The organism is Streptomyces sp. NPDC002076 (assembly GCF_053593835.1).
Window position 1 is genome coordinate 70,672 of sequence record NZ_JBSFDI010000025.1, and the last position, 22,342, is coordinate 93,013.

Consider the following 22,342-nt stretch of genomic DNA (forward strand, 5'->3'; position numbering starts at 1 on the left):
GAATCGACAGACGATGAGCACCTACCGCGACCTCACCGCCCCCATCGGCTCCCGCAGGGCCCCCGTGCTCCGTACGGTCGGTACCAGGGAACGCCGCTCCCATCTGACAGCACCCCGTGTGCCGACGGTGGGCATCGACATCGGCGGCACCAAGGTCATGGCGGGCGTCGTGGACGCCGACGGCAACATCCTGGAGAAGCTCCGCGCGGAGACCCCGGACAAGTCCAAGAGCCCCAAGGTCGTCGAGGACACCATCGTCGAGCTGGTCCTGGACCTGTCCGACCGGCACGACGTGCACGCGGTCGGCATCGGCGCGGCGGGCTGGGTCGACGCCGACCGCAACCGCGTCCTGTTCGCCCCCCATCTGTCCTGGCGCAACGAACCGCTGCGCGACCGCCTGAGCGGCCGCCTCTCCGTGCCGGTCCTCGTGGACAACGACGCCAACACCGCCGCCTGGGCGGAGTGGCGCTTCGGCGCGGGACGCGGCGAGGACCACCTCGTCATGATCACCCTCGGCACCGGCATCGGCGGCGCCATCCTGGAGGACGGCCAGGTCAAGCGCGGCAAGTACGGCGTCGCCGGCGAGTTCGGCCATATGCAGGTCGTGCCCGGCGGCCACCGCTGCCCGTGCGGCAACCGCGGCTGCTGGGAGCAGTACAGCTCCGGCAACGCGCTGGTCCGCGAGGCCAAGGAGCTGGCCGCCGCCGACTCCCCGGTGGCCTACGGCATCATCGAGCACGTCAAGGGCCAGATCGGCGACATCACCGGCCCGATGATCACCGAGCTGGCCCGCGAGGGCGACGCGATGTGCGTCGAACTGCTGCAGGACATCGGCCAGTGGCTCGGCGTCGGCATCGCCAACCTCGCCGCCGCCCTCGACCCCTCCTGCTTCGTCATCGGCGGCGGGGTCTCGGCCGCCGACGACCTGCTCATCGGCCCGGCCCGGGACGCCTTCAAGCGCCACCTCACCGGACGCGGCTACCGCCCCGAGGCCCGCATCACCCGCGCCCAGCTCGGCCCCGAGGCCGGCATGGTGGGCGCCGCCGACCTGGCCCGGCTGGTCGCCCGCCGGTTCCGCCGGGCCAAGCGCCGCCGGGTCGAGCGGTACGAACGCTACGAGCGGTACACCCAGGCCCGCCGGGATCGGGACTCCGCATGACCGCCTCCCTGCCCCGCCAGGCCGCCCCGCCGGACGAGCCGCGCCGCCTCGCCGAGAACCCCGGGCACAAGGCCAGGCGCCGCGCGCTCACCCTCCTGATCATCGGCCTGCTGATCGGCGTCCCGGCCGGCTATCTGGTGATCTCCGCGAACCAGAGCCGCAACAGCGGCAAGGACAAGGAGGCGAAGTACTCGGCGACCGGCCTGACCTCGGGCTGGCCGTCGAAGGTGCAGCGCCGCCTCTACCAGGTGACGGTCCCGCACCCGGCCGACTACATCGCCTCCTACGAGACGAACAACTGGAAGACCAGCCGCCTCTACGTGCAGTTCCGCACCAACGCCGCCGGCCTGGACAGCTTCCTGCAGACCATGGGCGCACGCCGGGACGAACTGAAGAAGAGCGACATCGCCATCGGCGCCCGCGACCAGAAGGTCAGCGGCTGGCGCTTCACCGGCACCGGGCCCTGGTGGGGACTGACCCACCGGCAGAAGAACCCGGCGCCGACCCAGGACGTGGTCGTGAACATGTCCGACCCGAAGAACCCGATGGTCTACGTCGTCTCCCGCACGGTCCCGTAGTCGCAGGCCCTGGGCGATCCCGGGGCCGGTTGTCAGACCCCGCCCGTAGAGTCGAAGACGTCTGATCCGATGCACGGGCGGGAGGTGGCAGGACGTATGAGCGGCGGCACGGCAGCGGTGGCCGACCGCGCGGGAGGATCCGGGCAGGCCGGGGACCGGCTCCCGGTGCGCCTCGCGTCCGTGTACCTTCCGGCGCCCCTCCCGCGCGAGGGCCGCATCGCCTTCTGGGACCCCGACGGCGGGTCCGTCGAGGGCGACACCACCGAGATCACGGTCGTACGACGCCACGGTGCGGGCGTGCGCCGCCGGCAGGTGCCCGCGCTGAGCCTCCCGCTCGCCGAGGCCCTGCCGCTGCTGGTGCGGGCCCGCCGCGACCCGGCCGCCCATCCGGCCACGGCCTGCTGGGGCGCCGCCGCGCTGCACGCGCTGCGGCTGGTGGCCCGCGGCCGCCTGCTGCCGGGCCTGACCCCGTCCGGCCACGACGCCTGGCGGGCCGGCCCGCTGGAGCCCGCCGACATCGCCCACCTGCGCGCGGTCGCCGCGGCCCTGCCCCCGGAGGGCCACGCCGTGCCGCTCCCGGACCCGGGCCCGCTCCGGCTGCCCGAGCCGGAGGCCCTGATCCGCTCCTTCCTGGACGCGGTCGCCGACACCCTGCCCCGCACCCCGGCCGCCCCCTACACCTCCGGCCGGCCCTTCGCCGCCCGGGAGCCCGTGGCGCTGCCCCAGGCCCATGAATGGGCGGCCGAGGTCGCCGCCGGCATGGACGCGGGCGTGCGGATCTCGCTCCGCCTGGACCTGTCGGCGTACGACGTCTTCGACGCCGGCGAGCACGACGGCGCGCGCGCCGCCGGGGCCGCCATCGTGCAGGTGCACAGCCTTGCCGACCCCACCCTGGTGGCCGACGCGGCGGCCCTGTGGGCGGGGGAGGCGGACACGGCGTTCGGGCCCCGCTCGCGGGTGGACGCCGCCCTCGCGGTGCGGCGCGCGGCCCGCGTGTGGCCGCCCCTGGACCGGCTCGCCGAACAGGACGTGCCCGATGTGCTCGCCCTGTCCGAGGAGGAGCTGGGCGAGCTGCTCGGCGTCGCTGCCCCGCGGCTGGCCGCCGCCGGGGTCGCCGTGCACTGGCCGCGGGACCTCGCCCGCGACCTGACGGCCGCCGCGGTGGTCCGCCCGGCGCCCGGTTCGGCGACCGACGGCACCGGCTTCTTCGAGAGCGAGGAACTGCTCCGGTTCCGCTGGCAGTTGGCCCTCGGCGGGGATCCGCTCAGCGAGGCCGAGATGGACGCCCTGGCCGAGGCCCACCGCCCGGTCGTCCGGCTCCGGGACCGCTGGGTGCTGGTCGACCCGGCCCTCGTCCGCAAGGCCCGCAAGCGCGAACTGGGCCTGCTCGACCCGGTGGACGCCCTGTCCGTCGCGCTCACCGGCACCGCCGAGGTCGACGGGGAGACCGTCGAGGCCGTCCCGGTCGGCGCGCTGGCCGCCCTGCGCGACCGGCTCACCGCTGGCCTGCGCCCCGCCGAACCGCCCGCGGGGCTGGCGGCCACCCTCCGCGACTACCAACTGCGCGGTCTCGCCTGGCTGGACCTGATGACCTCCCTCGGCCTCGGCGGCTGTCTCGCCGACGACATGGGCCTCGGCAAGACCGTCACCCTGATCGCCCTGCACCTGAAACGCGCCCGCACCGAGCCGACCCTGGTCGTGTGCCCCGCGTCCCTCCTGGGCAACTGGCAGCGGGAGATCGCCCGGTTCGCGCCCGGTCTCCCGGTCCGCCGCTTCCACGGCCCCGACCGGAGTCTGGACGGCCTCGACGGCGGCTTCGTCCTCACCACGTACGGCACCATGCGCTCCGCCGCGGCCCGCCTGGCCGAGCAGCCCTGGGGCATGGTCGTCGCCGACGAGGCCCAGCATGTGAAGAACCCCTTCTCGGCCACCGCCAAGGCGCTGCGCACCATCCCGGCCCCCGCGCGCGTCGCGCTGACCGGCACCCCCGTGGAGAACAACCTCTCCGAACTGTGGGCCCTGCTCGACTGGACCACCCCCGGACTCCTCGGCCCCTTGAAGTCCTTCCGCGCCCGGCACGCCCGCGCGGTGGAGAACGGCGAGGACCAGGAGGCGATCGAGCGCCTGGCCCGTCTGGTACGGCCGTTCCTGCTGCGCCGCAAGAAGTCCGACCCGGGCATCGTCCCCGAGCTGCCGCCCAAGACCGAGACGGACCACCCGGTGCCGCTCACCCGCGAACAGGCCGCGCTGTACGAGGCGGTGGTGCGCGAGTCGATGCTGGCCATCGAGACCGCCGAGGGCATCGCCCGGCGGGGCCTGGTGCTGAAGCTGCTGGGCGCCCTGAAACAGATCTGCGACCACCCGGCGCTGTACCTGAAGGAGGACCCGCACGCCGACCGGCTCCTGGCCCGCTCCGGCAAACTCGCCCTGCTGGACGAGCTGTTGGACACCCTGCTCGCCGAGGACGGCTCGGCGCTCGTCTTCACCCAGTACGTCGGCATGGCCCGCCTGATCACCGCGCACCTGTCCGCCCGCGCGATCCCGGTCGACCTGCTGCACGGCGGCACCCCGGTCCCGGAGCGCGAGCGCATGGTCGACCGCTTCCAGAGCGGCGAGACCCCGGTCCTGGTGCTCTCCCTGAAGGCCGCCGGCACCGGCCTGAACCTCACCCGCGCGGGCCATGTCATCCACTTCGACCGCTGGTGGAACCCGGCGGTCGAGGAACAGGCCACCGACCGCGCGTACCGCATCGGCCAGACCCAGCCGGTCCAGGTCCATCGCCTGGTCACCGAGGGCACGGTCGAGGACCGCATCGCCGAGATGCTCATCGCCAAGCGCGCCCTGGCCGACGCCATCCTGGGCTCCGGCGAGGCGGCCCTCACCGAACTGACCGACCGTGAACTGTCCGACCTCGTCTCGCTGCGGAGGCCGTCGTGACGACCGGCGAACAGCGCCCCGGAGACGCCGCGCGCCGCGCCCTGCGGGAGGCGCGGCAGCGAGCGGAGTCCGAGCGGGCGGAAGCAGGGCGGGAGACCGCGGAGGAGCAGGCGGTGTCCGGGCGCGTGGTCGACGGGACGGGCACCGCGCAACCGAGGCCTGCGGACCTCGCGCGCGCCGCCCTCCGGGCGGCCATGCCCCCCGTGCCCGCCCGGTCGGACACGGCCGGCACGCCGGACGGACCCGGCGACTCCGCCGCCGCAGACCGCAGGCAGACGCAGGCCCGGGCTCAGCCTGCCGACGAAGGCGCGCCCGGTACCGCCGCGCGGCCCGCCGACGAAGGAGTGCTCGGTGCCCCGGCGCGGTCCGCGGGTGCGAGTGCCGGTGCCGGCCGTGCGGGGGGCCCGGACGTGCCTGGGGCTGCCCGTGTGGGAGGGGGAGACGTGTCCGGGGGCGCCCTTGCTGGGACGCGAGACGTGTCCGGCGCCGGCCGTGCGGGAGACGGGGGTGCGCCCGGGGGCGTCCCTGCGGGGGGGCCCGGACGTGCCTGGGGCTGCCCGTGTGGGAGGGGGAGACGTGTCCGGCACTGCCCGTGCTGGGGCGCGAGCTGTGCCCGGTGCCGGCCGTGCGGGGGACCGGGACGTGTCCGGCACTGGCCGTGCGGGAGGAGACGTGTCCGGGGGCGCCCCTGCTGGGGCGCGAGCTGTGCCCGGTGCCGGCCGTGCGGGGGACCGGGACGTGCCCGGCGCCGGCCGTGCGGGAGAGGGGGGTGTGTCCGAGGGCGTCCCTGCGGGGGACCGGGACGTGCCTGGGGCTGCCCGTGTGGGAGAGGGAGACGCGCCCGGCGCCGCCCGTGCTGAGGCGCGAGATGTGCCCGGCACCGCCCGTGCGAGTGACCGGGACCGGCCCGGCACCGTCCCTGCGGATGACCGTGACGTCTCGGGCGTTGACCATGCGGGAGAGGGAGACGTGTCCGGGGGCGCCCGGGCGGGACGGCCCGGGGTGCGCCCCGCCGACGTGGCCAGGGAGGCGCTCCGGGCCGCCCGCCGGGAGGCGCTGCGTGCCGAGGCCGAGGCGCGCGGCAAGCGGTCGCAGGACCCCCGTACCCGGCGCGGGACACCCGCGACCGGTGGCTCCGCCGCCACGGTGCCGCGCCCCGCGACCGGCCCCGGACCGGACTCCTCGGCCGCCCGCATCAAGGCCGCCCAGGAGATCCGGCACTACCTGGCCAACGCCTTCCGGATGCCGACGTGGTCCGACACCCCGGAGGACGAGCCCCCGGGCACCGACACCAGCGGCAGTGACGACAGCACGACCCCGGCCGAGCCACACCCCGGCACCGCCCCCGCCGAGCCGAACCCCACTCCCGCAGGATCGGGGCCGACGTGGGACGAGCCGGCGTCCCCGCGCACACCTCCCGCCACCGCCGCCACTCCCACCGAACCGCACCACCCGGCCACCGCGCAGGCGTCCCCCTACCTGCCCGCCACCATGGCCACCCCCCACCGCGACTCCGAACTGCGACGCACCTTTCCGGAGTTCGAGCCCCGTGAGGCCACCGCCGAGGGCGCGCCGTTCGCCGGGACCTGGTGGGGCAATGCCTGGGTGGCCGCACTGGAGCAGGGCGCGCTGGACCCCAAGCGGCTGGCCCGGGGCCGTGGTTACGCCGAGCAGGGGCATGTCGACGCGATCACCGTGACACCGGGGCTCGTGCTGGCGTACGTCCGTGGCAGCCGGCCCCGCCCGTACCGGGTGCAGGTGCGGGTCCGCACGCTGGAGGACACGGACTGGGCGCGCTTCCTGGACACGGCCGCCGACCGGCCGGGGCACATCGCCGCGCTGCTCGACAAGGAACTGCCCCAGTCCCTCGCCGACTGTGGCGTGCCCCTGCTGCCCGGCCCCGGCGATCTCGTGCCGCGCTGCAGCTGCCCCGACTCCGGGCACCCCTGCAAGCACGCGGCCGCGCTCTGCTACCAGACGGCGCGGCTACTCGACGCCGATCCCTTCGTGCTGCTCCTGCTGCGCGGCCGGGGCGAGAGAAGCCTGCTCGACGCGCTGTCCCGGCGCAGTGCCGCCCGTGCGGCCCGCGCCGCCCAGGAGCGACAGCCGCAGTCCCTGCCGGGCGTACGCGCCGCTGACGTCCTGGCCCCGCGTGAACTCCCGCCGCTGCCCCCACCATTGCCGACGCCCCCGCACCCCGAGCAGCCCCCGGTCTATCCGGCGGCGCCCGGCGGCCCCGACCCCTTCGCCCTGGACCAGCTCGCGACCGACGCCGCCGCCCGCGCCCACGCGCTGCTCGGCACCGGACGCGATCCGGTGGGCGAGCTGACCCTGTGGCAGGACGCGGTGCGCCTGGCCGCCGCCCGCCCCGGCTCCGGCCTCACGGCCACCACCCGCACCCTCTACGCCACGCTTGCCACGGCCGTCGGCCGCCCCCCGGCCGACCTCTCGCGGGCCGTCGCGGCCTGGCGACAGGGCGGGGCCGCCGGGCTGGCGGTGCTGGAGGAGCCGTGGGACCCCCCAGCTGGCCGCTTCGACCGGGCCCGCCCGCTGCTGCTCGCCGCCGACCTTCCGGCGTTCCGGCCCTGGCGCAACCGCCTCACCCATCCCCGCGGCCACGTACAGCTCCGGCTGGGCCGCGACGGCCTGTGGTACGCGTACGAGTCGGAGCCGGGCCGGGACGACTGGTGGCCCCGCGGCACGCCCGACCTGGACCCGGTGGGCGCCCTGACCGGCCTCGGCACACCGGACGACGGCTGACCGCTGCGACGCGAGAAGGCCGGTGCCGGCAGCGGTTGTCGCTGTCGGCACCGGCCTTCCGGTGCTGGGGTGCGTCGGCTCAGTACGCGGAGTTGACGTTGTCGATGGAGCCGTAGCGGTGGGCCGCGTAGTTGGCGGCCGCGGTGATGTTGGCCACCGGGTCGGTGACGCTCTTGGCGGTACCGGCGACGTGGTAGGTGTTGAAGGTCGGGTCGATGACCTGGAGCAGGCCCTTGGAGGGGGTGCCCTGCTTGGCGTTGACGTCCCAGTTGTTCTGGGCGGTGGGGTTGCCACCGGACTCGCGCATGATGTTGCGCTTGAGGCCCTCGTAGCTGCCGGGGATGCCCTTGGCCTTCATGATCTGCAGAGACTGCTTGATCCAGCCGTCGAGGTTGTTGGCGGTACCGGCCTTGGACTGGGAGCCGGCGCTGCTGTCGTGCGAGGACGTCTTGACCACGGAGGAGGCCGACACCTGCGTCGCTTCGGCGGCCTGGGCGTTCGCGGGCATCAGAGTGAGGGCGACGGCCGCCGCGCCGGTCGTGGTGATGCCGGTGAGGGCGAGGGTGCGCAGGCGAGCGATGCGGGTGCGGTTGATCATGGTCATACGGAAGGAACTCTCCACGAAAGGACGTAGTCGGTGCCGGCCGCTGTCGGTCGCGGTGGCGTGGGGCGAATGCCCCGGGCTGCGTCGGGAGCGGGCGGATCCGGCGGTGTCCCGCTCGGTCCGGCCGGTGTCTCCCGGCGACGACAGCAATGTTTACGGGCCGGCTGAGCGCGACGCAATGATGTGACGTACTACCCAACTCCGTAGTAATGTCCGAAATGAACTGTTAAATGGTGACTTCTGTGCAGGTCGGCCGAGTGGAGCGTCTACGGCCCTCGCTAGGATGTGATCTGGCTCCTATGGGTGGCATCACACGCGGGGCCCCTCCGGCGGGGCTTCGGAGTCGACTCGCGAGGGGTAAATCGGGGTCTCACGATGGAAGACCCAGACCATCGACCCCTTGGACGGCACCATGTCCGTGACTCGCCCCGAAGGCTCCGCGAGGGCCCGGCGCCGGATCATCGTGGGAAGCGCGCTCGGCGGCCTGTTCCTCGTCGGCGGTCTCGTCGGCTGCGGCAACGGCAATGGCCAGAGCGCGGGCTCCGCGACTCCGGCCGGCACTCCCCGTACACCGAACGTCTCGTCGTTCTCCGGTGCGCCACCGTCGGCTCTGGCGTCCTCGGCCTCCTCGGCGATCGGCTCGGCCCGGGCGTCCGCCTCCGCCGCGGCGTCCTCCGCCTCGGCTCGCGCCTCCGAGTTCGAGGCCTCGGTGGACGCCGAGACCCAGCGCAGGAGTGCGGCGGCGGAAAAGGAGCTGAAGAACGTCAAAGGCCGGGGCAACGCGCTCTCCGAGGTCGCCATGACGGGCATTCCCAGGTCGCAGACCGGCGGAGTGCTCGCCGTCCTGGTCACCATCACCAACAAGACCGGCAGCGCGGCCTCGTACGCGGTGCAGGTCGACTTCAAGGACGCGGCCGGCAAGGTGGTCGAGACGCGGTACGTCGGGGCGGAGCACCTGGAACCCGGGAAGAAGGACCAACCCATCGCCTCCAGCCACCAGCCACCGGAGACGAAGCTGACAGCCGTCCTCGCCAAGGCCCAGCGCTACTGACGTCGGGCGGCTCGTCCGGATGCCGCAGTGAGGGACTCGTGCGCGCCGGGCGAGCGGGGGCGGGTGACCGGGGGCACCGTCCGGCGCAGGAGGTGCTCGCCGGCCACCCGCTATCACGCCGGGGGAAGGGCCGTCTGCGCGCGACACTCCACCTGACATGGGTGTGGCACAGCCCGCCACAGCCAGGATCTACACTCAGTTGGTAGCCGCAAGCAACGGAACGTGCGTGTCGACCGTCTCACCCGTCCGCTGCCGCGCCTCGACGACGATCCGGTCGACCGCACCTACACAGAGTCTCGAAGCCGGGCCGGGCCCGGCCGGCGAGGCGAGGCAAGGAGATCCGCACGCATGACCACGTCCGCATCCCCGGCCCGTGGGGGAACCGAAGCGATATCCGCGTCGGTGCCGGCCGGTAGGCTGACGCACCGTCAGATCATGACCATCCTCAGCGGCCTGATGCTGGGGATGTTCCTCGCGGCGCTCGACCAGACCATCGTCAGCACCTCGATCCGCACGATCGCCGACGATCTGCACGGGCTCAGCGCGCAGGCGTGGGTCACCACCGCGTACCTGATCACCTCCACCATCAGCACGCCGCTGTACGGAAAGCTGTCCGACCTCTACGGCCGCAAGCCCTTCTTCCTGGCGGCCATCACGATCTTCATCGCCGGCTCGGCGGCCTGCTCGTTCGCCACCTCGATGACGGAGCTGTCCGCCTTCCGGGCCTTCCAGGGCATCGGCGCGGGCGGTCTGATGTCACTGGCGCTCGCGATCATCGGTGACATCGTGCCGCCCCGCGAGCGCGCCCGGTACCAGGGCTACATGCTCGCCATGTTCGGCTCCTCCAGCGTGCTCGGCCCGCTGATCGGCGGTTTCCTCGCGGGCCGCAGCAGCATTCTGAGCATCGCCGGCTGGCGCTGGGTGTTCCTGGTCAACGTGCCGGTCGGCATCATCGCACTGTTCGTCGTCGCCAAGGTCCTGAACCTCCCGCACACCCGGCGCGAGCACCGCATCGACTGGTGGGGCGCGCTCACCATCGCCGTCGGCGTGGTGCCGCTGCTGCTCGTGGCCGAGCAGGGCCAGAGCTGGGGCTGGACCTCCACGAAGGCGTACGTCTGCTACGCGGTCGGCGCGGTCGGCCTGCTGGTGTGGGTCCTCGTCGAACGGGCCATGGGCGAGGAGGCCCTGATCCCGATGCGGCTGTTCCGCGGCGCGGTGTTCAGCAAGATGAGCCTGATGTCCGTGCTGATCGGCATGGGCATGTTCGGCGGGATGATGATGATCCCGCTGTACCTGCAGATCGTGAAGGGTGTCAGCCCCACCAGGTCGGGCCTGCTGATGCTGCCGCTGATGGTCGGCATGATCGCCGGCACCATCGTGGTCGGACGCATCATCCAGAAGACCGGCAAGTACAAGGTCTTCCCGGTCATCGGCACCCTGCTGATCATCGCCGCCATGCTGCTGTTCCACTACCGGGTGGAGTGGAACACGGCACTGCCGGAGACCATGGCCTACATGGCCCTGTTCGGCATCGGCCTCAGCGGATGCATGCAGATCCTGACGCTGGCCGTGCAGAACGCCGTGGAGCCCAAGGACATGGGCGTGGCGACCGCGTCGGCCACCTTCTTCCGCCAGATGGGCGGCACCGCCGGCACCGCGGTCTTCCTCTCCGTGCTGTTCAGCACGGTCGGCGACAAGATCAGCTCGGCCTTCCGGTCCGCCGCGCAGACGCCCGCGTTCCAGGCCGCGCTCCATGACCCGGCCGTACGGCACAACCCCGCGAACGCGCCGGTGCTGGAGATGTTCAAGCACCCCGGCGCGGGCGGCGGGAGCGGCTCGGGCGTGCTCGACGACTCCTCCTTCATCCAGCAGCTCGACCCGCGTCTCGCTCAGCCGTTCAAGGTCGGCTTCACCGACTCGATGCAGCTCGTCTTCCTCATCGCGGCGGCCGTGATGGTCCTGGCCTTCCTGGTCGCGGTGTGGACCAAGGAGGTGCCGCTGCGCAAGGTCTCCGGACTGGAGGCACGGGCCGCCGAGGAGAGCGCCGGCCCCGCCCCGGAGCCGGCCGAGACCACGGCCGCCGCGCCCGCCGCGACCCCGGCCACCGAGCCGGCCGCCACGGAACGCACCACCGCCGGGACCGCCGCCGACGCCCCGGCCGGAAGGACGCAGCCCGTCACCGAGCCGGCCGATCGGTTCGCACCAGTCCCCGGCGCCCCGTCCCACCGCGTCCACGGACGGGTGCTGGACGGCGCGGGCGCGCCGGTGTCACAGGCCGTGATCACCCTGATCGACGTGAACGGACGGCAGCTCGGCCGCGCCGTCAGCGGCGCGGACGGGGACTACGCGATGTCCGTCACCGGCCCCGGCACGTACGTGCTGATCGGCGCCGCCGGTGCCCGGCAGCCGCAGGCGGTCACGGTGCTGGTCGGCGACGAGCCGGTCGAGTGCGACCTCGCGCTCAGCGGCACCGTCGCGCTCACCGGGACGGTCCGGGAGGCCGTCGAGGGGCGCCCGCTGCCGGGAGCCCTGCTGGTCGCCACCGACGTGCGCGGCGAGGTCGTGGCCTCCGGCACCTCGGCCGCCGACGGCGCCTTCGTGCTCGCCGATCTGGTACCCGGCGGCTACACGCTCGTGGTGAACGCGCCCGGCCACCGCCCGGCCGCCCTCCCGGTCGACGTCACCCCGGGCGGCGCGGACGTCTGCGAGATCCGCCTCGAACCCGGCGCCCGGCTTCACGGCGTCGTCAGCACCGCGACCGGGCGGCCGCTCCACGACGCCAAGGTCACCCTGCTGGACTCGGCCGGGAACGTGGTCGGCACCACGATCACCGGCTCCGACGGCGCCTACGGATTCACCGACCTCGACGGCGGCGAGTACACCGTCATCGCCGGCGGCTACGCCCCGGTCGCCGCGTCGGTGCGCCTGGACGGCAACGGAGTCACCGGCTTCGACGTCGAGCTGGCCCACCAGGAGGAGTCCCGGTAGCGGCAGCACCTCGGAACGCACGGCAGTTGAGGCCGGGCTCCGCCCGGCCTTGGTTCCTTTGGAAACCGACCGGGACGAACCCTGCGAGCGCGAAGGTGTTGGTCACGGCGAGGCGGCCAGACGCAGCAGCACGAGGGATCAAGATTCCGCCGGCCCCTGCCCCCTGAAGATGGCGCAACGAGCAGCGACCCGGCCAGAGAGCGGCCCTCAAGGCTGCCCCCTGCACGGATGATGCGTCGGCATCCGCAGTGTCACGCTGTCACACGGCATCCGTGGTGGGGCGGGGTTCACGACCCGTCCGATCGAACGAAGTACACCCATCTGCCCTGTCCGTTACTGTCGTTTGCTGTCGCTGCGGTTCGGGTCGTCGCTGCCTAGGGGGCGCCGTGGGTCAGTCGGGGCGTTTGGGGCTGGTGGTCAGCGCGCGCTGGCTCGCCTACAAAGACGATCAGGCGTACATGCACGAGGCCGCGGAGGTTATCGCGGCTGCCCTGTACGACCCGGTCCTGGGGGCGTGCGAACCCGCGGTTGCGGGGCTGCGGGTGCTGCGGGATCCGCCGAAGAAGGTCCTGGAGGAGCGGATCCAGGAAGCCTTTGAGAACGCGTCAAGCACGGGGTCCACACTGGTGCTGTACCTGATCGGTCACGGTTCCTCCGACTTCGACGACGACCTGTACCACTTCATCCCGGCCGATCACCCTGTCAGCTTGGATGCGCTGCCGTCCCGCGGATACCCGCTGGGGGCGCGTCTGCGTACCCTCCACGGCGAGTTCCCCGGCTCGGACGGGGTGATCCTGATCATCGACACGTGCGAATCGGGGCGGCTGGCCGGCGAGCGACGGTGGTCGATGCCGATGAAGCGGATCTCGGTGTCCACCGCCACGAGCTACGAGTCGGGCTGGCAGGCGCGCTTCAGCCGGGTGGTCGGCGAGCACCTGGAGGCCGGCATCGACGACGCCGGCCGGTACCTGAGGGCCTCGGACTTCCAGCGCCACATCCCGCGGTGGCAGGACCAGTTCCCGCACCATTTCATCCACGACGAGAGCGACGACGCAGGTCTGTGGATCAGCGCGAACCGCGCGAGCCGCAAGGGCCTGGTGGAGGATCTGGTCGCCCGGGTCACCCGCCGGCAAGGCGGACTGCACGAGATACACCGTCGCTATCAGCGCCCCGAAGGCCACGACCCGGTGGCGCAGTCCGTGCGAGAGCACCGGAGGGTTGCAGTGCTGGGGCCAAGCGGCTCCGGGAAGAGCGCCACGCTGCAGATGACGGCGATCGACCGCATCGACCCGGGCCGGGCCGGCCCGAACCGGGATCCGTCGCTACCCGGCCAGGCGGTGGCGTTCTTTCCCATCGCAGCGGACACCACGCCGGAGGAGTTCGCCAGGCAGATCAACGATCAGCTGTACATGTCGGCCCGGGACGCCTTCCTCGAAGCGGAGGAAGCCTTCCTGCGGACCATGCCGCAGGAGGAGGTGGAAGCGCTTCCGGCGACCGAGCGCTGGCTGACCGGGCCGCTGCGGCATCTGCCGGGCGATGTCGAGGTCCTCCTGGTCATCGACGCGCTGGACCAGCTTCCTGCCGAGGCCGAGACAGCCGTGACGGAATGTATCTCCGAACTCGGCGACGCGGACCGCTACGGCCACGTGAGCACCGTGGTGTCGGTCCGTCACCGGCCCGAGTACGGCTACCCGGCCATCGTTCCGGTCGGCTTCGAGTGCGTGGCGGTGCCACCGTCCACGGTGCAACAGGTCCGCCGGTATGTGGAGCGCAGGAACGTCCCGGCCGAGCACGTCCCCGGCATCGTGCAGATCGCGGAGGGCAACTGGCTGATCGTCACTTTGCTGTGCAACGAGCTCAGCGGCCGCTCCGAGCGCGACACCGACCGGGACACGGGCCTGCCCACCACACGCGAGGACCTCTACGACCGGCTCCTGACCCGGGCCCTCGGCGAGTACGGCCGCGAGCAGCGCGAGAACACTGACAGAAACCTGGCCGCGATCCTGGCCGTGCTGGCCTACGGCGGCGAGAGTGTCCTGGTGCCCCTGGCAGTGCTGCGCGCCGCATCCGAAAGCCTGGAAGGCCCTTCGACCGTCGCTGGCGTGCGCACGGCTCTGGTCGCCCTGCACCACCTGGTGGAGCGCGTCGAACCCGGCACCGACCGCGAGCAGCTCACCGCCATCCACCCCACCTTCATCGACCACCTGCAACGCTCGCAGACTCTGACGCTTCCGAGCGCCGTCCGCACCCACTCGGCAATCGCCGATGCCCTGGCTAAGCTCGCTCCCATGGCCGATGGCAGGAACAGCGGCGACGATCCGGTGCGCGCCTACGCGGAGCGCAGCGAAGCCACCCACCGGTGGGAGGCAGGAGACCCCGACGGCGCCCTCGACGTGCTGATCGGCCGTCCTGCAGCACTCGCCGGCGAGAACAGACTCCGCTGGGAGCGCTGGACCCGCACCATCACCCACACCTTGGGCCCCGCGGACCTGCGCAGCCTGCGAGCCCGGCGCGAACTCGCCTCCTGGACCAGCCGCTGCGGCCTGTTCGCATCCGCCACCGAGCTCTACAGCCAGCTCCTGCCCGACGTCACGCACATCCTGGGCACCGACGACACCTTGTCCTTGCGTGTGGAGCTGGACGCGGCACTCACCCGGGGCGTCTCCGGCCACGCCTCGGAAGCCCGCGACCTCCTCCAAGATCTGGTGCCGCGCATCCGCACGGCCCAGGGCCCGCACAGCGAACTCACGCTGGAGGCCCGGCACGCGCTCGGAAGTTGGACCGGGCTTGCCGGGTCCCCCCGGACGGCGATGGACCAGATCCGCGAAGTTCTGCAGGAATGCCGCCAGTACCTGGGCGAAGAGCACTCCGAGACGCTCGCGTGCCGCAACAGCCTGGCCCGGTGGACCGGGGAATCCGGCTACGCTGCCCAAGCGGTAGAGGAGTTCAGCGCGCTCCTGCCCCTGCAGACCCGCCAGCTCGGTCCTCTGCACCGCGAGACCCTGCGCACCCGCTACAGCATCGCCTACTGGAACGGGGAAGCCGGACGGCCCGGACAGACCCTCGCCCTCCTACGCGACCTGGTACCCCAGCAGATCGAAGCACTCGGCGAGGACCACCCGGACACCCTGCGCACCCAGCACGGCATCGGCCTGTGGAGCGGTGTCAACGGGGACCCGGCCGAAGCCATCCGTATCCTCACTGACCTCATGCCCGCCCGCATCCGCGTCCTGGGCCCCGACCACCCCGATACCCTGCGCACGCTGAACAACCTCGGCCGGTGGACCGGTGTCATGGGTCGCTACGACGAAGCCATCCGCATCCTCGAGGAAACACGCGAACGCCGCACCCGCAGCCTCGGCGCCTCCCACCCCGACACGATGCGCACCGTCAACAACATCATCGACTTCACTGGGGCGGCCGGCGACTTCACCCGTGCCCGCCAGCTCGCCGACGAACTGCTCCCGCTGCAGGAGTCCGTCCTCGGTCCCCATCACCAAGACACCCTGCGCACCCGCTTCAACCAGGCAAAATGGCAAGCCGCACAAGGAGACGCGGCAGGCGCCCTCGACAACCTGCGCCACCTGCTGCGCGACCAGCAAGACGCCATCGGGCCCGAGCACCCCAACACCCTGCGCACCGCCGAGGAGATCGCCGCCCTGGAGCAGCAGGCAGGCGCGTGAACCGCAGTCCCTCGCGTCACTCCTCTCCTGCCGCTGCATCGTCGTCGCCCTGCACATCCTGCAGTTCGCGCAGGGCGCGCACCACGTCATCGGCGTCGCCCCTCAGTACCGTCTCGCGCACCACACCGTCGGGACCGGTGACACGCACGGACGTCTCCAGGGGGACCGAGGCGCCACTGGAGCGCGCCTCCCGCCGCGCCCGGATGACCATGAGGACCGCGTCCAGCGCCCCGGGGGCCATCTCCAGCGCGAACCGGAGCAAGTCACCGCCCTGGCGGCCGGGCACGGACGCGTCCGCCACCCGATCCACACCGCCGGACACGGCCGGAAGGCCCGCCAGGTCCCCCCGGATGTCCTTCAAGGCCCCGCGGGCCGCCTGAACCGACTCATCCGAAACCACCAGTGAGGAGACCGCTACCTCAACCGACCAGGTGCCCATTGTTCCTCCGTACTCCGCACCGCGAGCCCTCCGGTGTCGCCGAAGGCAACGATATTGGCCAACTCCCCTCCATGGAGCGGCATTTCATGAGTCCCTCAATAGAACTCGTCATCTTCGACTGCGACGGCGTCCTGGTCGACAGCGAACGCCTCGCGGTACGCGTCGACTCCGCACTGATCACACAACTCGGCTGGGCCCTGACCCCACAGGACATCGCACAGCGCTTCGTCGGACACTCCAGGCAGTACATGCGCGAACAGATCGAGCAGCAGCTCGGCCATCGACTCCCGGACGACTGGCAGGTCCCGTTCGAGGAGGCCTACTGGGCCCTGGTGGAGGCGGAACTCACCGCTGTCGACGGCGTCAAAGACGTCATCGAGCAGCTCACTATCCCCTACTGCGTCGCCTCCAACGGCAGCCACCACAAAATGACCCGGTCCCTGCGCCGCGCCGGTCTCCTGCACCTGTTCACCGGGCGACTCTTCAGCGCGGACGACGTGGCGTGCCCCAAACCCGCACCCGACCTCCACCTCTGGGCAGCAGCCCAGATGGGCGCCGCCCCCGAGCGCTGCGTGGTCATTGAAGACAGCCCCTTCGGGCTTCGTGCCGCCCGCGCCGCCGGTATGCGCACCTTCGGCTATACCGGCGGGGTGAACTCCGCCGAACAACTAGCTGGCCCAGGCACCACCCTTTTCCACGCAATGCGTGAACTACCCGACTTGCTCGGAGCAGCTGCCACCGCCAAGTCCTGCTGATGAGTGCCTGGACCCTAGCTCTCCGCCTCGGCCGCGCTCGCGGCCGGGGCAGTAGGTTGTCCCCGCGCTCCCGGGGATGGTCCCTCGGCTGGCAGGCCGAACGTCTCGGTCGGCTCGTGCTCCCCGCGCCCGCGGGGATGGTCCCGCAAGGAAGAGTGCGAGGACGCCCTGGGCGAGGTGCTCCCCGCAGGCTGCCGCCGTCACACGGCTTGTCGGATGCTGCCCAGTGCTCCTCCCGTGGCTGTCTGCAGTCGCGGCAGATGCCATCGGCGTTGGCGATGCCGCAGGGGTTCAGCGCGTCAGGCGTACCGGGCAGCGCGCAGCGGTGGGGTATCCGGACTACCAGCGGCGCGCCCCGCCCGCTGCCACGTCCCGGCTGCGCAGGGGAGGCGGCCGGCAGCCCGGTTTGGCCTGGCTGGTGGACATGAAGGCGGACGAGGCGGCGGTCCGCTGCGGCGGCGCGGGATGCGGTGGCCGGAGGAGGTGCGGTACTGGTGGCATTCGCGCACGTGGATCGTGCCCGGGCCCCTCTGCCGGATGTCGCGCGGCAGCGGTTCGACGGGCATCTGACCGGTGCTGCATGGACGGTTACGTACCGCTTATCCCACTCCCACGCAGCGGGCGGCGGAGTGCCTGAAGTTGACGGGCCATCAGGCGGATGATGTGCGGCCGGAGCGGATGGTGGCCGATTCTTGCGGCCGGGGGAGCGGATGTCGTGTCCGATCCGTGCGATCTGCCCTGCCCACTTGCGGGAACAGTCGCCCAAATCGCCCTGCTCGGCCCCCTGTTCACCGCGTACGGATTCTCCGCCGTGGGCTGGGCCTGCGCCGGAATCACGCTGGTCGCCTTCTGCCTGAGCGGATGGGCCTCCAGGCGGGACGACGAGCGGGTCCCGGCCCGCGAGGGTGTTGCGGACAAGGCGCTCGAGGTGAAGGCGGCGGGTCATGAGGACTGAGTTGGCGCGGCGGCTCCTGGACCTGCCCAGAAGTTCGTTCGCGATGACCGTGAGCAGGATCGACCAGCTCGTCCGGGCCGGCGAGGACGTCGTCAACCTGTGCCAGGGAAATCCCGACCTTCCGACACCGCCGCACGTCGTCGAGGCCTTGCGCAGGGAGGTACTCGACCCCGCGACGCACCGGTACCCGGCCTTCTCCGGACTGCCCGAGCTCAAGGCCGCCGCCGTCGCCCAGTGGTACGCGACGCATTACGACGTCCGGCTGGACCCCGAGACCGAGGTCGCGATCCTTTTCGGCGCGAAGGCCGGCCTTGTGGAGATCAGCCAGTGTTTCCTCAATCCGGGTTCCACCAGGAAGCGATCCGCCAATGGCGGGAGATCAGCGACTGGGTCGTCGTCGACGTGGAGGTGTGACAAGAACGCACGCTGGTCACCCGGGGCGGGATGTCACACCCCTGCGGCCCTGCGGGTGCGCCGTCTCGCAGGCCCGGCCAGGCCGCGCTCCCTTCGACTGCCGGCGGTGACGTCCAGGCGCTGAGCGCTCGAAGCCCTTGCGGGTGATGCGGTGGCGGATGCTTCATGGACGCAGGGCGCTCGTAGCCGTAGCCGTAGCCGTCGTCCGCGTGCCGCTTGCCGGGCCGTCGTCTGTGGGCCTACCAGGGAGCGCAGGGGCGGGGTCCCCGTATGGGCAGTGGCTGGTTGCGGAACCCGGTACTGGGGGTCGTCGCGCGCAGTGCCCCGCGGAACTCCGTGACGCTCGGCCGGCGAGGTTTCCGCCCGCACCCGTCCGGGAGAGCAGACAAACATTGCGGCAGGCCATGACGTACGACCCCGGGCAGTTCAGGGCTGCGGATGGACCACCTGAATGCCCCGCTCCCGCATTGTCTCCACCACCGGGTTGTCCGGTGCTGCGTCTGTGACGACGAGGGTGATCTCCTCCAGTGAGCAGATGCGCCCGAGTGCGATGCGGCCGAGCTTCTCGGCCGTGGCTACCAGGATGACCCGCTGGGCCGAATCGAGGGCCGCCCGTTTCACCCGCACGTCGTCGAGGTTGTAGGCGGTGGCTCCGTGTGCCGGGTCCACCCCGCAGCAGCCCAGCACGAAGGTGTCGAAGCATAGGTCCTTGAAGGTTTCGGCGGGCGTGTGGCCGTAGAACGAGAGCTCTCCCGAACGGACCTGGCCACCAGGCAGCAGTAGCTGGATGCCTGGATAGGTGGACAGGGCGAAGGCCGCGTGCAGCGACAGCGGGGTGACCGTGAAATGCCGGTTCTCCATGGCCTTCGCGACGGCCACCAGGGTCGTGCCGGTGTCCAGGGCGATCGTCTCGCCGTCCGTCAGCAGCGACAGCACCGTGCGCGCGAGCCGCTCTTTCGTCTCCGCTCCCGACATGGCGCGGATCGCGTACGGCGGCTCGACCCCGCCCGGCGCGTTGCTCACCGCGCCGCCGCGCACTCTACGCAGGGCGCCGCGCGACTCCAGGAGCTCCAGGTCCCGGCGAATGGTCATCTCCGAGGCCCCCGTCGCTCGGGCGAGGTCCGCGACGGTCGCGCGGTTCTCGCGCATGAGCAGCTCGATCACGAAGTTGTGTCTCTCCATCACGTTCATGCCAGCGAGGGTATCGGCTCCGCACACCTGCCCCGTATTTATGAACATATGGACTGTTCGAACAGCCGTGAATCGTGAGAGGATCGGCTGGCGACGCACGTGGCAGGGTTATTTCTGCCCACGATCGATGTTCGTTCAACCATCCTGGAGGAGTCCGATGTCCACAGCACGCAGACCCGATCCGTCCGGGGTCCCGCAACCGCGGCTCACGACACTGGCGATCGCCGCGTCCTGCGTGGCGTTCGTAGTCATCGGAGCCCTCCAGGCGCTGTACGGTCCGGCGATCCCCGCGTTGCGCAAGGACTACGGTGTCAGCCCCGCCGTCGCCGGACTCAGCCTGAGTGCACACTTCGCCGCCGCGGTGGTCGGCGTGCTCGTCTACCACGTGCTGTGTGCGCGACTGGGCCACCGGGTGCTGCTCGGCGCCTCGTACCTGCTCATGGCGCTGGGAGCCGTGGTCTTCGCCACCGCGCCCGACTGGCCCCTGGCCCTCGTCGGCACCTTCGTCATCGGCCTCGGCTTCGGCGGCGTCGACTACGGCCTCAACCAGTTGTTCGCCGCCGCCTTCGGCCGCCGCAGCACCGCGATGCTCAACCTGCTCAACGGCCATTTCGGCGTGGGTGCGATCGCGGGGCCCGCCCTGGTGGGGTGGCTCGGCGCCGAGCACTACCCGGGCATCTTCGTCGGCGTCGCCGCCGTCTGCGTGCTTATCCTGTTCACCCTCGGCGGCGTGGCCTCGCGGGAGCCCGAGCCCGTCACCGAGGCCACGTCCGGCGGGGGTGCGAGAGTCGCACCGATCATCGCCGCGTTCATCGGCATCTACGTGCTCCACGTGGCGATCGAGACCGGGGTCGGCGGATGGGAGCCAACCCATCTGGAGACCGTGGGCTACGCGGCCGCGACCGCCGCCACCGCCACGTCGGCGTACTGGGCGGCCATGACCATCGGCCGATTCGTCGTGGTCCCGCTCTGCCTGCGCTTCTCGGCGCCCGCGATCCTCACCGTGTGCTGCGCGGGCATGGCGGGATTCCTGCTGCTCGCGACCGTTCCCTCCGCGGCGCCCTACGCCTACTTCGGAGTAGGCCTCGCCATCGCCCCGATCTTCCCCACCTGTCTGCCCTGGCTGAACCGGGCAGTGCCGAGCGTCGCCGCGGCCGGTGCCTATGTGATGGCCGCGTCGATGATCGGCGGCGTCGCCTTCCCGCCGCTGCTCGGCGTGGTCATCGACAGCCTGGCCGTCAAGGCGCTCCCGGTCGTCCTGTTCGCTTTGGCCGGCGTCTGCCTGCTGCTCAGTTTCTGGCTGCGCGGGAACGCCCCCGATCCGAACGGACTGCCCACGTCGGGCCCCAACTCCGCCGGCGCCACCAGCCCCTCGGAGGTGCAGGCGTGAAGGCCGTCCTCTTCGACATGTTCGGAGTCCTGGCACGCGTGCAGTCCCCGGAGTCCCAAGCCGTGATCGAACGAACAGCCGGTATGAGCGGAGAGCAGTTCTGGGACGCCTATTGGTCCCTGCGCCCGCCGTACGACCGCGGCGATGTCCATGGCCCCGCCTACTGGAAGAATGTGGGCGAACGGCTCGGCACGCCGTTCACCGGCCGACAGGTCGACGACCTGATCGCCGCCGACCTGGCAAGCTGGAGCGAGATCGACCAGGAGAGCGTGGACTTCCTGGCCGAGCTGGCCGGCCGGGGGCTGCGGCTCGGGCTTCTGTCCAACATCCCGGAGGAGCTCGCCGTCCACTACGAGGCCACCCATGAGTGGCTCGGGTACTTCAGCGTGGTCGGACTGTCCTGCCGCATCGGCAGCGCCAAACCGGAACCGGCGGCCTACGAATGGTGCAGCCGCGAACTGGGGCTGCCCGCCGAAGAAATCCTCTTCGTGGACGACCGCTCCGACAACGTTCTCGCGGCCCGTGAGGTCGGCATGCGCGGCCATGTGTTCACAGGCGTCGGTGCCCTCGCCGCGGCCCTGGAGCAGGGGGCAGCCGGGTGACGCGGGCCCCTCTCCTGCTGGCCCTGTGCGGTGTGGGAGAAGGCGGGCGCTGGCCCTGGCCGTCCCGGAGCGAAGCCGGACGCGCGGTGGTCGGGGCGGCGCTGTTCGAACTCGCGCTCCAGCGGCGGCTGGAGCTGTCCGACGACCGTGTCGTGCCGTGTGGCGGCGGCGCGACGGGTGACGTGGTCCAGGACCAGGTGCTCCGCCGCGTCGGCACGGCCGGCCGGGCGCGGGCGCCCTCGGCGTGGGTGGAGCGGCTCGGCCCCGATGCGCTGCGGCACGTCGAGGAGGAGTGCGCCGGCGCTTCTGCGCTCGGCGTGCTGGGCGAGCGGGTCGGCGAGGCGAGGGCGCGGGTGCGCCGCGCCGCCGAACGGCCCGACGTCTCGGACACCTCGGCCCTGGCGGTCGCGGTGCTGCTGATCGCCGCCCGCCGCGGACACCTGGTGCGGCCCACGGTCCCGCCCGAGGTCATGGTCCGTCAGGCGGCGGACGCGGTGGCCCTGCTGGAGTTCCGGCGCCGGTACGCGGGGCGCACGATGTACCGCAAGCACCGCGAAGCCCTCGTCGTGCACGGGCAGACCACCCGGGAGGGGATCGTCGAGGCGATCGACGAGGACGTCCTGGCCCGGATCGCCGCCCTCCGCACGGTCCGGCTGGCCGTGCCCCGGCTGGGCCCCGGCGACCGGATGCGCCCGACGACCGATCTGCTCTCCAGCCCGCTGCGGGTCTTCCTGGTCGGGGACCGCTACGAGGACCTGCTCGCCGACCACCGGCGGATCCAGGGCCTGCAGGGGGGTGTCTTCCGGCTCGCCGGGCCCGGCGCAACCGCGCGCTGA

Annotated in this window: 16 protein-coding genes; 13 read left to right on the top strand and 3 right to left on the bottom strand. The window is 72.1% G+C overall.

Translation table 11 applies throughout. The features are described 5' to 3' along the window. The first annotated feature begins 13 nt into the window (after positions 1-13). The 4 genes from ACWCQS_RS37620 to ACWCQS_RS37635 all read left to right on the top strand — a co-directional run bounded on the left by ACWCQS_RS37620 (position 14) and on the right by ACWCQS_RS37635 (position 7,434). Positions 14-1,159, top strand: a complete 1,146-nt coding sequence (locus tag ACWCQS_RS37620; protein ID WP_451008651.1) for an ROK family glucokinase — start codon at positions 14-16, stop codon at positions 1,157-1,159. Further along, on the top strand, positions 1,156-1,737 hold the full coding sequence (locus tag ACWCQS_RS37625; protein ID WP_451008652.1) for a sugar kinase: 582 nt from the start codon (positions 1,156-1,158) through the stop codon (positions 1,735-1,737). The genes ACWCQS_RS37620 and ACWCQS_RS37625 overlap by 4 nt, the downstream gene beginning before the upstream one ends. 96 nt (positions 1,738-1,833) lie before the next feature. Then, on the top strand, positions 1,834-4,674 hold the full coding sequence (locus ACWCQS_RS37630) for an SNF2-related protein (RefSeq protein ID WP_451008653.1): 2,841 nt from the start codon (positions 1,834-1,836) through the stop codon (positions 4,672-4,674). Positions 4,675-5,643: 969 nt separating this feature from the next. Then, positions 5,644-7,434, top strand: a complete 1,791-nt coding sequence (locus ACWCQS_RS37635; protein ID WP_451008654.1) for an SWIM zinc finger family protein — start codon at positions 5,644-5,646, stop codon at positions 7,432-7,434. 79 nt (positions 7,435-7,513) lie between these two features. On the opposite strand, the gene ACWCQS_RS37640 is transcribed toward ACWCQS_RS37635, so the two are convergent. After that, entirely contained in the window at positions 7,514-8,038 is a 525-nt protein-coding gene (locus ACWCQS_RS37640; RefSeq protein ID WP_451008655.1) for a transglycosylase SLT domain-containing protein, read from the bottom strand. Positions 8,039-8,450: 412 nt separating this feature from the next. Between ACWCQS_RS37640 and ACWCQS_RS37645 the strand changes: the two genes are divergently transcribed. From ACWCQS_RS37645 to ACWCQS_RS37655, 3 genes are all read left to right on the top strand, one after another. Then, positions 8,451-9,089, top strand: a complete 639-nt coding sequence (locus tag ACWCQS_RS37645; protein WP_451008656.1) for a hypothetical protein — start codon at positions 8,451-8,453, stop codon at positions 9,087-9,089. Between the two features lie 348 nt (positions 9,090-9,437). Next, positions 9,438-12,077, top strand: a complete 2,640-nt coding sequence (locus ACWCQS_RS37650; protein WP_451008657.1) for an MFS transporter — start codon at positions 9,438-9,440, stop codon at positions 12,075-12,077. A gap of 386 nt (positions 12,078-12,463) precedes the next feature. Then, entirely contained in the window at positions 12,464-15,760 is a 3,297-nt protein-coding gene (locus ACWCQS_RS37655) for a tetratricopeptide repeat protein (protein ID WP_451008658.1), read from the top strand. A 16-nt stretch (positions 15,761-15,776) separates the two neighbouring features. On the opposite strand, the gene ACWCQS_RS37660 is transcribed toward ACWCQS_RS37655, so the two are convergent. Next, positions 15,777-16,121, bottom strand: a complete 345-nt coding sequence (locus ACWCQS_RS37660) for a hypothetical protein (RefSeq protein ID WP_451008659.1) — start codon at positions 16,119-16,121, stop codon at positions 15,777-15,779. Between the two features lie 164 nt (positions 16,122-16,285). Between ACWCQS_RS37660 and ACWCQS_RS37665 the strand changes: the two genes are divergently transcribed. The 3 genes from ACWCQS_RS37665 to ACWCQS_RS37675 all read left to right on the top strand — a co-directional run bounded on the left by ACWCQS_RS37665 (position 16,286) and on the right by ACWCQS_RS37675 (position 18,447). Next, complete coding sequence (locus tag ACWCQS_RS37665; protein ID WP_451008660.1) at positions 16,286-16,954, top strand: HAD family hydrolase; 669 nt, start codon at positions 16,286-16,288, stop codon at positions 16,952-16,954. 715 nt (positions 16,955-17,669) lie between these two features. Further along, positions 17,670-17,909 (top strand): hypothetical protein, encoded by a 240-nt coding sequence (locus tag ACWCQS_RS37670; RefSeq protein WP_451008661.1) that lies wholly within the window; start codon positions 17,670-17,672, stop codon positions 17,907-17,909. Continuing rightward, positions 17,899-18,447, top strand: coding sequence for an aminotransferase class I/II-fold pyridoxal phosphate-dependent enzyme (locus tag ACWCQS_RS37675; RefSeq protein WP_451008662.1), 549 nt, complete (start codon positions 17,899-17,901; stop codon positions 18,445-18,447). The genes ACWCQS_RS37670 and ACWCQS_RS37675 overlap by 11 nt, the downstream gene beginning before the upstream one ends. Before the next feature lie 302 nt (positions 18,448-18,749). Here ACWCQS_RS37675 and ACWCQS_RS37680 read toward each other — a convergent pair whose 3' ends face one another. Next, on the bottom strand, positions 18,750-19,514 hold the full coding sequence (locus tag ACWCQS_RS37680; RefSeq protein WP_451008663.1) for a DeoR/GlpR family DNA-binding transcription regulator: 765 nt from the start codon (positions 19,512-19,514) through the stop codon (positions 18,750-18,752). A gap of 157 nt (positions 19,515-19,671) precedes the next feature. On the opposite strand from ACWCQS_RS37680, the gene ACWCQS_RS37685 reads away from it, so the two are divergent. Genes ACWCQS_RS37685 through ACWCQS_RS37695 form a run of 3 tightly spaced genes read left to right on the top strand, consistent with a single transcriptional unit; the run spans position 19,672 to position 22,342 of the window. Further along, positions 19,672-20,904 carry an MFS transporter gene (locus ACWCQS_RS37685; protein WP_451008664.1) on the top strand — a complete coding sequence of 411 codons (1,233 nt, stop codon included), beginning with the start codon at positions 19,672-19,674 and terminating at the stop codon, positions 20,902-20,904. Further along, positions 20,901-21,506 carry an HAD family hydrolase gene (locus tag ACWCQS_RS37690; protein WP_451008665.1) on the top strand — a complete coding sequence of 202 codons (606 nt, stop codon included), beginning with the start codon at positions 20,901-20,903 and terminating at the stop codon, positions 21,504-21,506. The genes ACWCQS_RS37685 and ACWCQS_RS37690 overlap by 4 nt, the downstream gene beginning before the upstream one ends. After that, entirely contained in the window at positions 21,503-22,342 is an 840-nt protein-coding gene (locus tag ACWCQS_RS37695) for a GPP34 family phosphoprotein (RefSeq protein ID WP_451008666.1), read from the top strand. The genes ACWCQS_RS37690 and ACWCQS_RS37695 overlap by 4 nt, the downstream gene beginning before the upstream one ends.